The following is a 14,267-nucleotide window of genomic DNA, read 5'->3' as shown; positions in this document are numbered from 1 at the left end:
CCATCTTCTACCTACCTCCTAACGATTGTAATGTGTCACGAAGCGGTTCACCTAGTACATCTGGCAGAATACCAATGATGAGAATACATGCCAGCAAGATCACCACCGGAATATATTCCCACCCGTGTATATCGCCCTTCGCTTCGCATTCGCTTTTTCCAAATATAACTTGCATAGCTGCCCGGAGTACGTACACTGCTGTTAAAATAATCCCGATTACTCCGATTGCCGCTAATACCCGGTGCTCCTGAAACAAGCCAAGAAATGCGAGAAATTCACTCACAAAGCCGGACATTCCAGGAAGTCCGAGCGAAGCCATACTTCCCGCTAACAAGAATCCGCTAAGCACCGGCACTTGCTTCGCTAAGCCGCCAAGTTTTGTAATATCAGAAGTATGAAAGCGCTGCTCGATTATACCAAGCAGGAAAAACAACAGCGCCGCAATTAAACCGTGGGAAACGACTTGGAACAATGCCCCCTTCATTCCCGCCGTGTTCAGCGCAGCTAAACCGATTAATACAATTCCCATATGCGAAATACTTGAATATGCGAGCACCTTTCGGAAATCGGTTTGAACAAGTGCTAAGAGTGCCCCGTACAGCAAGTTGATAACTCCTAAAACTCCTAAGAACACCGCGAATTTTTCAAACTGCTCCGGGAAAAGTCCCATTCCAAAACGCACAATTCCGTATGCTCCAATCTTTAAGAGAACACCTGCATGCAGCATGACTACCGCTGGGTGCGCCTCCACGTGGACATTCACCATCCAGCGGTGCAGCGGAAAGACTGGAAGTTTAATCATGAACGCAATCATAATCGCTAGAAATAAACCAAGCTGCAAGGAGTTAGACAGTTCACCAACCGTCGTCATTTCTTTTCCTGCTAAAACGACTTGCAGCTCTGCAATATTCGTTGTACCTGCTCTTGCAAATAAAATGGAAAAAGCAATAAGTAAAATCGCTGAACCGATGCCGTTATAAATTAAATAGCTGTACGCCGCTTTTTCACTGCTAAATTTGCCCCATTTCCCAACAAGTAAAAACATAGCTGGCAGTGTAATTTCAAAGAACATGAAGAACAGTAGCAAGTTTTCTGCGGCGAAGACGCCAAGCATACCGATTTCAAGCATAAGCAGTAACATATAGAAACCTTTTACGTGCTTTGTAACGGAAAAGGCTGTAATAGCTGCCAATGTCGCCAATAATGCCGTAAGAAACATCATAACGAGTGAGAAGCCATCAATGCCAAGTTCGTAATAAATGGTAAACAGTTCTTTCTCTACACTTGGAAAGTTTCCAAATTGAATCCACTTTACCTTTTCTGCAAACATCGTTAAACTTTTTCCCGATGCGTATGTACTTGCGATAAAGAGCGCGGACCCAAGCGGAAGTAATGTTCCAAGCAAACCAACAATCTTCGCTGCGCTTTCCTCTTTCTTCGGTACAAATGCCAGCAGTATGATACAAAGCAGCGGGGAGAAAATGAAGAAAGATAATAGAAAGGAACTCATTGTCCATACCCCCCTGTCAATAACAGAATCATTACGAGTGCAGCTAAGCAAACCGCTGTAACTGTGCCGTACATTTGCACTTGTCCGTTTTGTAGTTTCGAGCCAATCGTACTTACACCTTTTACGATGCCGCTAATAAACTGCATGGTTCCTTCCACAATATACGTTTCAAAGAAATATAGAACATATGCAATTCCTTTAACGAGCGGAAGCACCGTTTTGCTATACAATTCATCAATATAATATTTCTCCTGGAGCAAGCTATACATGGCAGTATTCTTCCCGCCAAGCCAATCATGTGAAATGGTACGTTTTCCATATATCAAATATGCTAAACCAATCCCAGCCACTGAAACGAGCGTTGCCACGATCATAATCCAGGCCGGGCCATGAACCTCTCTCACTTGAAACGCCGCGTCTTTTGTAAGCCAATCCCCAAGAAAAGTTCCGAACCAAGGTGTATTCACATAACCAGCCACAATCGCTAGGACGCCAAGAACCATCATTGGCACTGTCATTATCTTTGGAGACTCACGCACATGTTTCTGCTCCCCGCGCGCCTCTCCCGTGAAGACAAGGAAGTACAAGCGGAACATATAGAAAGCAGTGAAGAAAGCTGCGATTACCGCAAGGACAAATAAACCGTAATTGCCGCGTTCCCACGTCACCGCTAAGATTTCATCCTTACTAAAAAATCCAGAAAATAACGGAACGCCGCTAATCGCAAACGTACCAATTAAAAACAATAAGCCGGTCACTTTCATCTTCTTAAACAGACCGCCCATTTCCTCGATGTTTTGCGTATGCACCGCATGAATGACGCTTCCGGCAGCTAAGAATAATAATGCCTTGAAGAAAGCGTGCGTCGTTAAATGAAAAACCCCCGCCACGTACCCAGCAGAACCGAGCGCAAGCATCATATAACCAAGCTGACTCACCGTGGAGTAGGCTAATACACGCTTAATGTCTGTTTGCACGATACCAATAGATGCTGCAAAGATTGCCGTAATACCGCCAATAACTGCAACAGTTTGCATCGCTGCTTCGCTCGCTGCGAAAAGCGGGAACATAGTAGCAACTAAATATACCCCAGCAGCAACCATCGTCGCTGCGTGGATTAGCGCCGATACTGGTGTTGGGCCTTCCATCGCATCTGGAAGCCACGTATGCAGCGGAAACTGACCTGATTTCCCAATTGCACCGACAAAGATTAAAATCGCCGTTAATGTAATCATCGTCCCCGAAATCTCTCCAGTTTGTACGGCCTGAAAGATTACCTCATAATCAAAGCTGCCAACTTGCCAGAATAATAGAATCATTCCAATAAACAAGCCGACATCCCCGATACGCGTCATAATAAACGCTTTTTTTGCAGCTGCCTTTGCCTCTTCTTTAAAGAAATAAAACCCAATTAATAAAAAGGAGCCGAGCCCTACTAACTCCCAGAATATATAAAGCTGTAATAAGTTAGTAGAGATGACAAGTCCAAGCATCGCAAATGTAAACAGCCCTAAGTATGCATAAAAAATATGGAGTCTTTCATCGCCATGCATATACCCTTTCGAATACATATGAACGAGCAAACTCACAAGTGTGACAATAAAGAGCATTAATGCATTTAATGCATTTACTTCAAAGCCAAAAGAAATATTCACATCCCCAATTTGGAGCCAAGTCCATTGCTGCTTTACCGTTTCTGATGATAGCCGTTCTATTAATACAAGTACCGCACCCACAAATGAAAGAAAGGTGAGCAAGATGCCGAGCCAGCTGCTTCCTTCTTTTAACTTCTTGCCAAACATCACGAGTAAAACGAAAGACACAAGCGGGAAAAGCGGTATTAGCCATGCATAATCCATCATGAATTCCTCCCCCCTTTTTCGATCATCATCTTAATGCTTTAACGAATCCATTTCATCTGTATTGACCGTTTCGCGGTTTCTATATAGAGCAATTAAAATTGCCAAACCCACCGCTGCTTCTGCCGCAGCGACGGACATTGTGAACAATGAAAAAATTTGTCCCTTTAAATTTGGAAACATTCCTAATTTACTAAAGGCAACTAAATTTAAGTTCGCCGCATTTAACATAAGTTCAATACAAATTAATACAATTACTGTATTACGCTTCGTTAACGCTCCAAATAAGCCGATGCAAAACAATATAATCGCAAGCGTCAAGTATGCAGAAGCTGGAATACTATTCATGCGAATCCTCCTTTTTCTCATCCTTCTTCGCAAGTACAATTGCACCAACAAGAGCAACAAGTAATACAACAGATGTTAACTCAAACGGTATTATATACTTCGAATACAACAATTCACCGATATGACGTGTATTTTGTTCATGAAGTACGATACCATCTTGAACACGTCCATTTTCAAAGTCCACATTATTCACCGCAAAATACATCACCGCACCAAAGATTACAACAGCAAGAAAAACAATCAATTTACGAAAGCCGAAACGTGCTTCTTCTTCATCATTATGTTTCGTTAACATAATGCCAAAAATCATAATAATCGTAATCGCACCGGAATAAATCAAAATTTGGGCAACCCCAACAAATTCTGCTGATAACATAAAATAAAGCCCAGCAATACTAAGGAAGGTAAACACTAGAGCGAGCATCATATGCATCACTTTCGTTAAGTTCAGCATAAGTACACCGCCCATAATCGCAAGCAGGGCTAATGCCAAAAATGCTACTAACTCGCCGCTCATGCTTTATTCTCCTTTCTCACATGTTGATTATTTTCATCAAGCCACTGTAAGTTTTTGAATAAATCATCACGCGAATATTCGGCTAGCTCAAAGTTATTTGTCATCACAATCGCTTCTGTCGGGCAAACTTCCGTACAAAGATCGCAAAGAATACAAATTTCAAAGTTAATATCATACGTATCAATGATTTTCCCTTTCTTCTCTGGATCTGGATGTTTTTTCCCTGTTAGTTGAATGCAGTCTGTTGGACAAATATTTGCGCATTGATTGCAAACGATACATTTTTCTGGATAAAACTTTTGAATACCGCGAAAGCGATCTGGGAGTGGTAGTGGTTGATTTGGATAGTCGTACGTTACTTTTTTCTTACTTAAATTGCTAAGTGTATACTTTAAACCTTTAAGTAATCCCTTCATTGTACTCCTGCCCCCCTTTTAGATTAGAAGAACAACTCTTTTATCAATGCCGCTAAAAAAATATTTGCAAGTGCTACCGGCAATAATACTTTCCAGCCAAACTCCATTAATTGATCGCCTCGTATACGCGGGAACGTCACGCGGAACCAAATTAATAGAAAGACAACCGCGCTAAATTTGAGCGCAAACCAAACAGCTCCTGGAATAAACGCTAGAAACGAAATTGGCTGCCAACCTCCTAAAAATAGTACCGTCATAAGCGATGCCATTCCAAAGAAATACACATACTCCGAAAGCATAAAGAACGCCCAGCGAAATCCCGAATACTCCGTATGATATCCAGAGACGAGCTCCGATTCGGCTTCCGGTAAATCAAACGGCGTTCGGTTCAATTCAGCAACAGCTGCGATTAAAAAGACAATAAAACCAATTGGCTGCACGAAAATGTACCAAACCCCTTCTTGCGCTTTTACAATATCATTTAAATTCAAGCTACCCGTTAGAAGGATGACCCCAATTACGCTCATCACAAGTGGAATTTCATAGGAAATCATTTGTGCTGCAGCTCGCATTCCGCCGAGTAACGAATATTTATTGTTGGACGCCCAGCCTCCCGTTACAACACCAATTGTTGTAATACCCGAGACTGCAATGTAATACAGTAAGCCAACGCCGATATCGGCAAACTGCAACTTATCTGTAAACGGAATAACTGCGAGTACCATAAATGCCGGCGCAAACGCAATGACCGGTGCTAATATGAAGAGCGGTTTATCGGCTAATTTCGGAATCGTATCTTCTTTTAGCAAAAGTTTTAGCACGTCTGCTACTGTTTGCAAGAGTCCAAAACGGCCGCCCACTTGGTTCGGTCCTATACGCCCTTGCATAAATCCCATTACTTTTCGTTCTGCTAAAATCCCATATGTAACAAAGCCAAGAACAACAAACAACAACAACGTTGCCAATCCGAAAAAGATAAGAAAATTCGTCCAGCTTGCGGGTGACTCTAAGAGGTTTTGTATCATCACCCATCAACCTCCCCAAGTACAATATCAATGCCACCTAAAATGGTAATTAAGTTTGCGATATTTTCACCTTTCAAGATATGCGGTAAAATTTGCAGATTATAAAAAGATGGGCGGCGAAACTTTAAGCGATACGGCTCTTTCTTTCCATCACTTGCAATGTAACAGCCAATCTCGCCGCGCGGTGACTCAATTCGCACGAATGCTTCACCTTTTGGTGGTTTAATAATCTTTGGCACCTTCGCTAAAATGGCTCCTTCTTTCGGAAACTGCTCTACCGCTTGTTCAATAATTTTCAGTGACTCTTCAATTTCCTCCATTCGGCAAATATAACGGTCCCAAGCATCGCCCACTTTACCAATCGGAACGTCAAAATCAAAACGGTCATAAATAGAGTACGGCTCATCTTTGCGAAGATCCCATTTCACGCCTGTGCAGCGCAGGTTTGCTCCGCTTAACGAATATTGCAGGGCATCCTCTGCCGAGTAAATACCGACTCCCTTCACACGGTTTAAGAAAATTTCATTGCCGCTCACAAGGTCGTGATATCCCTTTAACTGCTCTCTCATATATGGAACAAACTCACGCACTTTTTCAATCCAGTCGTCCGGCGCATCCCACTTCACCCCACCAACACGCATATAATTAAATGTTAAACGCGCTCCGCATAATTCATTCAGTAGGTTAATAATCATCTCGCGTTCGCGAAATGCATATAGAAATGGACTGACTGCTCCAATATCAAGCAAATTGGTCCCCCACCAAACGAGGTGACTCGCCACGCGACCAAGCTCCATTGCAAGTACGCGCAAATATTCAGCACGCTCTGGTATTTCAAGCGCCATCATCGTCTCAACTGCGTGACAGATGACATAGTTATTGGTCATCGCTGCTAAATAATCCATTCGGTCTGTGTACGGAATAATTTGCGTATACTGCAAACTTTCCGCAATTTTCTCTGTGCCGCGGTGCAAATAGCCAATTACAGGCGTAGCTTCTTTAATGATTTCCCCGTCAATTTTAATGACGAGCCGAAACACACCGTGCGTACTCGGATGCTGCGGCCCTACATTTAAAAGCATTTCTTCTGTACGAATCATGTTTTACACCCCCGCATCAAACGGCTCATAATCTTTTCGCAGCGGATGACCAATCCAATCATCTGGCATCAAAATCCTCTTTAAATTTGGATGCCCTTCAAACATAACACCAAGTAAATCATACGCCTCGCGCTCCGGCCAATCTGCCCCGCTCCATAGCGATGCAATAGAAGGCACTCTCGGCTCGTCCCGGTCAAGTTTTACTTTTACCGCTACAGATTGCTTCTTGCCGTAAGAAAATAAATGCACATACACTTCCATATGCGCCCCAAAATCTGTTGCATGCAATTCTGACATATAATTGAATGCACATTCAGGATCTTTCTTTAACAGCTCCATCACTTCATAGTAATGCGCTAATTTCACAACGAGCGTTGGAACATCTTTAGACAACCTATTAATATAGCAATCTTCTAGCACACCTTCGCCAAGTTTCACTGTAACTGCCTGAACATACACATCTAAATACGGCTGATTTTGCGAAGGTTTGTCTACTTTCGCTTCTTCCTCTTTCTTTCCTCCAGCAGCGCGGGCCTTTGCTGCCGCTGCTTTGGCCTTCGCTGCTGCGACCGCTTTCTCTTTCTCCACATCTTCCGGCTCGGCTGCTTTCTCCTTTTCTTTCTGCTTCGCTAACGCTGCCGCCTTTGCTTTGGCCGCTGCTGCTGCCTTTGCCTTCGCTACTGCGATCGCTTTCTCTTTCTCCACATCTTCCGGCTCGGCTGCTTTCTCCTTTTCTTTCTGCTTCGCTAACGCTGCCGCCTTTGCTTTGGCCGCCGCTGCTGCCTTTGCCTTCGCTACTGCGATCGCTTTCTCTTTCTCCACATCTTCCAGCTCGGCTGCTTTCTCCTTTTCTTTCTGCTTCGCTAACGCTGCCGCCTTTGCTTTGACCGCCGCTGCTGCCTTTGCCTTCGCTACTGCGATCGCTTTCTCTTTCTCCACATCTTCCGGCTCGGTTGCTTTCTCCTTTTCTTTCTGCTTCGCTAACGCTGCCGCCTTTGCCTTCGCTTCCTCTGCTGCGCGGCGCTTTGCTTCCACCATATCTACTTCACCCTCATTTGATAGCGCTTTCTCTTTTTCTTCTATATGATGAACCTCATTTTCCTGACGTGCTGCGCGGCGCTTTTTTGCCTCTTCCTTTGCATGTTTTGCTAATTCTTTTTTCATATCATCTATATTTTGATCTCGATTACTCATTTATTCGTCACCTGCTTTCCTGTCTTTGCTTCGTAACGAATTTTTTCTTTTAATTTATTAATACCGTAAATTAAAGCTGCTGGATTCGGCGGACAACCAGGAATGTACACATCCACCGGTACGATTTGATCTACCCCTTTTACAACAGCATACGAATTTACATACGGTCCGCCCGCGGTTGCACAAGACCCCATTGCAATGACCCACTTCGGCTCTGGCATTTGATCATATAAACGACGAACAATTGGGGCCATTTTCTTCGTTACCGTTCCAGATACAATCATGACATCCGATTGACGCGGGGATGTACGGAAAAACGAACCAAATCGATCTAAGTCATAATGCGAGGAACCGACTCCCATCATCTCAATTGCACAGCATGCCAATCCAAATGTCATCGGCCACAATGAATTACTGCGTGCCCAACCTTTTACTTGCTCAAGCGTCGTAAAAAATATATTTCTTTCTAACTCAGCACGTTCCTGTGGATGAATATCTTCAAAATTTATAGCCATTGTAACACCTTCTTTTTCCAAGCATATGCAAGACCAATGAGTAGCATAATAACAAAAATGAGCATTTCCACTAATGCAAATAACCCTAGTTTGTCATACGCTACCGCCCACGGATATAAAAACACAGTTTCCACATCAAAAATGACAAAAAGCAATGCAAAAATATAATAGCGGGCATGGAAGCGGACGTTTGCATCATGAAACGGCTCAATTCCACTTTCATATGTTGTTTTCTTCGCTGCACTTGGTTTATGTGGACGTAGCAATTTCCCCAAGGTGAGTGCTACAACCGGCAACAATATACCTAATAGCAAAAAAATGACGACAATCATATAACTATTTTCATATACATTTACCATTGTGAAACCCTCTCCCCCTCATAAAAACAAGTTTACTCAGTACAAATTATGATTCATTTGCATCATTTATTATTTTTTAATTTTTCTAAATAATGCAATTATAGATATTATATCAAATTTCAAATTCTTATGTCGATACATTGGAGAAAAGGAACAAAAACTTACAAAGGAAACTAGACATAATATTGACATTTTATCAGTTTAGTTATAAATCAATTTTATCTAAAACCTTAAAACGGCGGTATGTAACCGACTATAGACCTTGACATCCTATCAGTTTAGTCATAAATTCAATGTAAATAAGAAAGAATTAGGTGACATGATGAAAGAAAACATAAACAATTCTTCATTATCTAAACAAGAGGAACGTCTCGGTTTAATGTTATGGTTCCGTCTATCACGAATATACAACCAGAGTATTCGCCAATCGAATCAACATTTAAAAAAATGGAATCTGTCAGTAGCCCAGTTTGACGTCTTAGTTCAAGTCGGTTCTCATGAAAAATTATCTCAACAAGAATTAGCAAATAAGCTTTTTGTTACGAAAGGCAATATTACACAACTGTTAAGCAAAATGGAAAGGTTAGGATTGATTAAACGAGAGCAGGAATGGAAAACAAAATACCTTTCATTGACTGAGGAAGGAAAAAAGTTATTTCATGATGTGGTTCCGAATCAAGAACACTTTCAGGCATCACAATTTTCCAATTTGAATCATGAGGAAAAAAAACAGTTTTTAGATTTACTTAGGAAAATCCAAAAATAAACATTATAAAAAGCCGCAAAGGTTCATCCCTTTACGGCTTTTTTCTTTACTTCATATTTGAAACATCCAAACGGTTAATCGCACGTTTAAGTGCCATTTCTGCACGTTTGAAGTCAACATGTGCTTGTTTATCTTGCATACGTTGCTCAGCGCGGCGCTTCGCTTCGTTTGCGCGATGAACGTCGATATGATTTGCTGTTTCAGCAGATGGTGCTAATACTGTTACTTTCTCAGGGCGAACTTCAATAAAGCCACCGCTAACTGCTACGTAATCTGTATGTCCACCATTTTTTAAGCGAATTGCACTAATTTTAAGTGGTGCAACAGTCGGAATGTGACCTGCTAAGATCCCCATTTCCCCGCTCTCTGCTCTTACGCTTACCATTTCAACTTCGTTTTCGTAAACCGGTCCATCAGGAGTTACAATACTGACTGGAAATGTCTTCATAATTCGTCCCTCCTAAGGCCTTATGCCATCATTTTCTTCGCGTTTTCAACAACTTCTTCAATACCACCAACAAGACGGAATGCGTCTTCTGGAAGGTCATCATGTTTTCCTTCTAGAATTTCTTTAAATCCACGAACTGTTTCTTTTACAGGTACGTAAGATCCTTTTTGACCTGTAAACTGTTCTGCTACGTGGAAGTTCTGTGATAAGAAGAACTGAACGCGACGAGCGCGATGTACAACTAATTTATCTTCTTCAGATAACTCATCCATACCTAAGATGGCGATGATATCTTGAAGCTCTTTGTAACGTTGCAGTGTTTGCTGAATTTGACGAGCAACTGCATAATGCTCTTCTCCTACGATTTCTGGAGATAGTGCACGAGATGTAGATGCCAATGGATCTACCGCTGGGTAAATACCCATTTGTGTTAAACGACGCTCTAAGTTTGTTGTTGCATCCAAGTGAGCGAACGTTGTTGCTGGTGCTGGGTCAGTGTAGTCATCGGCTGGTACATATACCGCTTGGATAGACGTGATAGACCCTTTATTTGTTGATGTAATACGCTCTTGTAATTGACCCATTTCTGTTGCAAGTGTTGGTTGGTAACCTACCGCAGATGGCATACGACCAAGTAGGGCAGATACTTCAGAACCAGCTTGCGTGAAACGGAAGATATTATCGATGAACAGAAGTACGTCTTGTCCTTGCTCATCACGGAAATGTTCAGCCATTGTTAAACCTGTTAACGCAACACGTTGACGTGCTCCAGGTGGCTCGTTCATTTGTCCGAATACCATCGCTGTTTTCTTGATTACGCCGGAATCACTCATTTCGTGGTATAAGTCGTTACCTTCACGAGTACGCTCACCTACACCAGCGAATACAGAGATACCACCGTGCTCTTGTGCGATGTTGTTAATTAATTCTTGGATTAATACCGTTTTACCTACGCCGGCACCACCGAATAGACCGATTTTACCACCTTTAATATAAGGAGCTAATAAGTCTACTACTTTAATACCAGTTTCAAGAATTTCTACTTTTGTAGATAGCTCTTCAAATGCAGGTGCTTGGCGGTGAATTGGATCACGGCGTACATCCGCTGCTACTTCTTCACCTAAGTCAATTGCATCACCTAATACGTTAAATACACGACCAAGTGTTGCATCACCAACTGGAACAGAAATTGGTTTACCAGTGTCTTCTACTTCTGTACCACGAACAAGTCCATCAGTAGAAGACATTGCTACTGTACGAACTGTATTATCACCAAGATGAATCGCAACTTCTAAAGTTAAGTCGATTGTGTCTTCTTTAATTCTAAGGGCATTGTAGATTTCAGGTAGCTTTCCGCCGTCAAACTTAACGTCTACAACCGGACCCATGATTTGCGTAACGCGCCCTTTATTCATCGGGTTCCCTCCTAGCTTTCTTTAAATTAACCGGCTTTTCTGCGAACAGTCGGTTTTATTTTTTATATTTTGCATCGAGACTATCGATTCCGCTTTTTATCAATCCAGCTCCAGTGGCTAGAATGGTCGGTGGCTTCGCTTCTTCCTGCGAGGCAAAGAACGCCTCTACGTCTGAAGCTCCATCCCCCTCCCATTCTGAGCGAGCCGCTTCCGCTTTTTTATTCTAACGCTGCTGCACCGCCGACGATTTCCGTAATTTCTTGCGTAATCGCTGCCTGACGAGCGCGGTTGAAGGAAAGTGTAAGTGTATCGATAACTTCCATTGCGTTGTCTGTAGCACTTTTCATTGCTGTCATACGCGCTGCGTGCTCACTTGCTTTACCGTCTAGCAATGCACCGTACACTAAGCTCTCTGCGTATTGTGGCAATAATACTTTTAAAATATCTTCTTCAGATGGTTCAAATTCATATGAAGTTGTTGCTTTGTCAGATGCCACATCCGTAAGCGGTAAAATTTTCTTCTCCGTTACTTCTTGTGAGATCTTACTTACATAATGATTGTAGTAAATATACAATTCATCATAAGCACCATCAGTAAACATCGAAATTGCTCTTGAAGCAATATCTTTAATATCAGCGAATACTGGTTGATCAGATAATCCAATTACTTCATCAATGATATTAAAACCACGACGTTTTAAGTAATCACGTCCTAGACGTCCAAGTACAATAATTGCGTATTGGTTTGCATCCATGTTGTGACGCTCTTTCACTACGTTGCTTACTGCACGTAAAACGTTACTGTTATATCCACCTGCTAGTCCGCGATCCGATGTAATAACGATGTATCCTGTTCGTTTCACAGGACGCGCTGTTAGCATTGGGTGATTTACCCCGCTACCTTGCGCTATGCTCGCTACTACTTCTTGAATCTTATCCATATACGGAACGAAAGATTTAGCATTTTGTTCTGCACGGTTTAATTTCGATGCAGATACCATCTCCATCGCTTTCGTAATTTGGCTCGTTTTCTTTGTCGAGTTAATTTTCGCTTTTATATCGCGTAAAGATGCCACAGGTTTTCACCACCTTTTTTCCGGAAGTTGGCATGATCAGAAAGAGCTCCATGTTGTCGATCTTCCTAATCGTTATACTTGTTCATGATTGAAGGAAAAGAATAGGTGCACCTACTCTTTTCCTCTTCATATCCGTTAGCACTCTATGTAAGAGCCCTGTTTATATAGAAGTGGAGCGGCTTAACGAGCCGCTTCCGCTTTTTATTACTCAGATGCTACGAAAACTTTTTTGAAGCCGTTAATAGCAGTTGCCATTTTTTCGTCTTCAGGAAGTTTTGTTGTTGTACGAATTTCAGTTAATAATTCAGCAGCATTTGTATCTAACCAAGCATGGAACTCGTCTTCGAAACGAGTGATATCTACTACTGGGATATCATCTAAGAATCCGCGTGTTAATGCGTAAAGAATCATAACTTGCTTCTCTACTTTTAATGGCTTATGTAAGCCTTGTTTTAATACTTCTACTGTACGTGCACCGCGGTTTAATTTCGCTTGTGTTGCTTTATCAAGGTCAGAACCGAACTGAGCGAACGCTTCTAATTCACGATAAGATGCAAGGTCAAGACGAAGTGTACCAGATACTTTGCTCATCGCTTTAATCTGAGCCGCACCACCAACACGAGATACAGAAGTACCTGCGTCGATCGCTGGACGTACACCAGAGAAGAATAGATCAGATTGTAAGAAGATCTGTCCATCCGTAATAGAGATTACGTTTGTTGGGATGTAAGCTGATACGTCCCCTGCTTGTGTTTCGATGAAAGGTAATGCTGTTAAAGAACCAGCGCCTTTTGCATCACTTAATTTCGCCGCACGCTCTAGTAAGCGGGAGTGTAAGTAGAATACATCCCCTGGATACGCTTCACGACCTGGAGGACGACGTAATAATAATGACAATTCACGGTATGCAGCCGCTTGTTTTGATAAGTCATCATATACAACTAATACGTGTTTGCCGTTGTACATAAATTCCTCACCCATTGTTACACCAGCATATGCAGCTAAGTATAATAATGGAGCAGGTTGAGAAGCAGATGCAGTTACAACGATTGTGTACTCTAATGCACCGTGCTTACGTAATGTTTCAACTACGTTACGAACTGTAGATTCTTTTTGTCCGATTGCTACATAGATACAAACCATATCTTGATCTTTTTGGTTCAAGATTGTATCAAGTGCAACAGCTGTTTTACCAGTTTGGCGGTCACCGATGATTAACTCACGTTGTCCGCGGCCGATTGGTACAAGAGCGTCAATCGCTTTAATACCAGTTTGAAGTGGCTCATGAACAGATTTACGATCCATTACACCTGGTGCTGGGCTTTCGATTGGACGAGTTTTTGTTGTGTTAATTGGACCTAAACCGTCTACTGGTTGTCCTAGTGGGTTTACAACACGACCAATTAATTCTTCCCCTACTGGCACTTGCATGATGCGACCTGTACGACGTACTTCGTCACCTTCACGAATTTCAGTATAAGGTCCTAAAATAATGATACCTACGTTATTTTCCTCTAAGTTTTGTGCTAGTCCCATAACGCCGTTAGCGAACTCAACAAGCTCACCAGCCATAACGTTATCAAGACCATGAGCACGTGCAATACCGTCACCAACTTGAATAACTGTACCAACATCGCTAACTTCGATCTCAGACTGATAGTTTTCAATTTGTTGCTTAATCAGTGCGCTAATTTCTTCAGCTCTGATGCTCATGCGCTT

The 14,267-nt window shown here is 42.2% G+C and carries 15 protein-coding genes; 1 reads left to right on the top strand and 14 read right to left on the bottom strand.

Going from position 1 to position 14,267, the window contains the following annotated elements; all coding sequences use genetic code 11:
* Nucleotides 1-7 precede the first annotated feature (7 nt).
* The 10 genes from WAZ07_RS07245 to WAZ07_RS07200 are packed head-to-tail and all read right to left on the bottom strand — an operon-like array spanning nucleotide 8 to nucleotide 8,843.
* The gene (locus tag WAZ07_RS07245; RefSeq protein ID WP_336471905.1) at nucleotides 8-1,510 is read right to left on the bottom strand and encodes an NADH-quinone oxidoreductase subunit M; all 1,503 of its coding nucleotides are present in this window, start codon (nucleotides 1,508-1,510) and stop codon (nucleotides 8-10) included.
* On the bottom strand, nucleotides 1,507-3,372 hold the full coding sequence (nuoL, locus tag WAZ07_RS07240) for an NADH-quinone oxidoreductase subunit L (RefSeq protein WP_336471904.1): 1,866 nt from the start codon (nucleotides 3,370-3,372) through the stop codon (nucleotides 1,507-1,509). The genes WAZ07_RS07245 and nuoL overlap by 4 nt, the downstream gene beginning before the upstream one ends.
* Nucleotides 3,373-3,402: 30 nt before the next feature.
* Nucleotides 3,403-3,717: an NADH-quinone oxidoreductase subunit NuoK gene (gene nuoK / locus WAZ07_RS07235; protein ID WP_090917815.1), complete on the bottom strand. Its 315-nt coding sequence runs from the start codon at nucleotides 3,715-3,717 to the stop codon at nucleotides 3,403-3,405.
* The gene (locus WAZ07_RS07230) at nucleotides 3,710-4,234 is read right to left on the bottom strand and encodes an NADH-quinone oxidoreductase subunit J (protein WP_336471903.1); all 525 of its coding nucleotides are present in this window, start codon (nucleotides 4,232-4,234) and stop codon (nucleotides 3,710-3,712) included. Before WAZ07_RS07230 ends, nuoK begins: the two co-directional genes overlap by 8 nt.
* A complete protein-coding gene (gene nuoI / locus WAZ07_RS07225) occupies nucleotides 4,231-4,650 on the bottom strand; it encodes an NADH-quinone oxidoreductase subunit NuoI (RefSeq protein WP_336471902.1) in 420 nt (139 codons plus the stop codon). The genes WAZ07_RS07230 and nuoI overlap by 4 nt, the downstream gene beginning before the upstream one ends.
* 23 nt (nucleotides 4,651-4,673) lie before the next feature.
* On the bottom strand, nucleotides 4,674-5,675 hold the full coding sequence (nuoH, locus tag WAZ07_RS07220; RefSeq protein WP_336472102.1) for an NADH-quinone oxidoreductase subunit NuoH: 1,002 nt from the start codon (nucleotides 5,673-5,675) through the stop codon (nucleotides 4,674-4,676).
* On the bottom strand, nucleotides 5,675-6,775 hold the full coding sequence (locus WAZ07_RS07215) for an NADH-quinone oxidoreductase subunit D (RefSeq protein WP_336471901.1): 1,101 nt from the start codon (nucleotides 6,773-6,775) through the stop codon (nucleotides 5,675-5,677). The genes nuoH and WAZ07_RS07215 overlap by 1 nt, the downstream gene beginning before the upstream one ends.
* Nucleotides 6,776-6,778: 3 nt before the next feature.
* Nucleotides 6,779-7,969 (bottom strand): NADH-quinone oxidoreductase subunit C, encoded by a 1,191-nt coding sequence (locus WAZ07_RS07210; RefSeq protein WP_336471900.1) that lies wholly within the window; start codon nucleotides 7,967-7,969, stop codon nucleotides 6,779-6,781.
* Entirely contained in the window at nucleotides 7,966-8,484 is a 519-nt protein-coding gene (gene nuoB / locus WAZ07_RS07205) for an NADH-quinone oxidoreductase subunit NuoB (RefSeq protein ID WP_020061447.1), read from the bottom strand. The genes WAZ07_RS07210 and nuoB overlap by 4 nt, the downstream gene beginning before the upstream one ends.
* Entirely contained in the window at nucleotides 8,475-8,843 is a 369-nt protein-coding gene (locus WAZ07_RS07200; protein WP_336471899.1) for an NADH-quinone oxidoreductase subunit A, read from the bottom strand. The genes nuoB and WAZ07_RS07200 overlap by 10 nt, the downstream gene beginning before the upstream one ends.
* A gap of 322 nt (nucleotides 8,844-9,165) precedes the next feature.
* Here WAZ07_RS07200 and WAZ07_RS07195 point away from each other — a divergent pair, with 322 nt between their 5' ends.
* Nucleotides 9,166-9,609, top strand: a complete 444-nt coding sequence (locus tag WAZ07_RS07195) for a MarR family winged helix-turn-helix transcriptional regulator (protein ID WP_336472101.1) — start codon at nucleotides 9,166-9,168, stop codon at nucleotides 9,607-9,609.
* Between the two features lie 46 nt (nucleotides 9,610-9,655).
* On the opposite strand, the gene WAZ07_RS07190 is transcribed toward WAZ07_RS07195, so the two are convergent.
* The 4 genes from WAZ07_RS07190 to atpA all read right to left on the bottom strand — a co-directional run bounded on the left by WAZ07_RS07190 (nucleotide 9,656) and on the right by atpA (nucleotide 14,261).
* Nucleotides 9,656-10,057, bottom strand: a complete 402-nt coding sequence (locus WAZ07_RS07190; protein WP_090917905.1) for a F0F1 ATP synthase subunit epsilon — start codon at nucleotides 10,055-10,057, stop codon at nucleotides 9,656-9,658.
* A gap of 20 nt (nucleotides 10,058-10,077) precedes the next feature.
* Nucleotides 10,078-11,472: a F0F1 ATP synthase subunit beta gene (gene atpD, locus WAZ07_RS07185; RefSeq protein WP_336471898.1), complete on the bottom strand. Its 1,395-nt coding sequence runs from the start codon at nucleotides 11,470-11,472 to the stop codon at nucleotides 10,078-10,080.
* Nucleotides 11,473-11,690: 218 nt separating this feature from the next.
* Nucleotides 11,691-12,548, bottom strand: coding sequence for an ATP synthase F1 subunit gamma (gene atpG, locus WAZ07_RS07180; RefSeq protein ID WP_090917911.1), 858 nt, complete (start codon nucleotides 12,546-12,548; stop codon nucleotides 11,691-11,693).
* Nucleotides 12,549-12,752: 204 nt separating this feature from the next.
* Complete coding sequence (gene atpA / locus WAZ07_RS07175) at nucleotides 12,753-14,261, bottom strand: F0F1 ATP synthase subunit alpha (RefSeq protein WP_090917913.1); 1,509 nt, start codon at nucleotides 14,259-14,261, stop codon at nucleotides 12,753-12,755.
* Nucleotides 14,262-14,267: the final 6 nt, after the last annotated feature.

Source organism: Bacillus bruguierae, from assembly GCF_037104725.1.
GTDB classification, from domain to species: Bacteria; Bacillota; Bacilli; order Bacillales; family Bacillaceae_G; genus Bacillus_A; species Bacillus_A bruguierae.
Note: the sequence above shows the minus strand (reverse complement) of the source record. Positions and strands in the feature narration are given on the sequence as shown.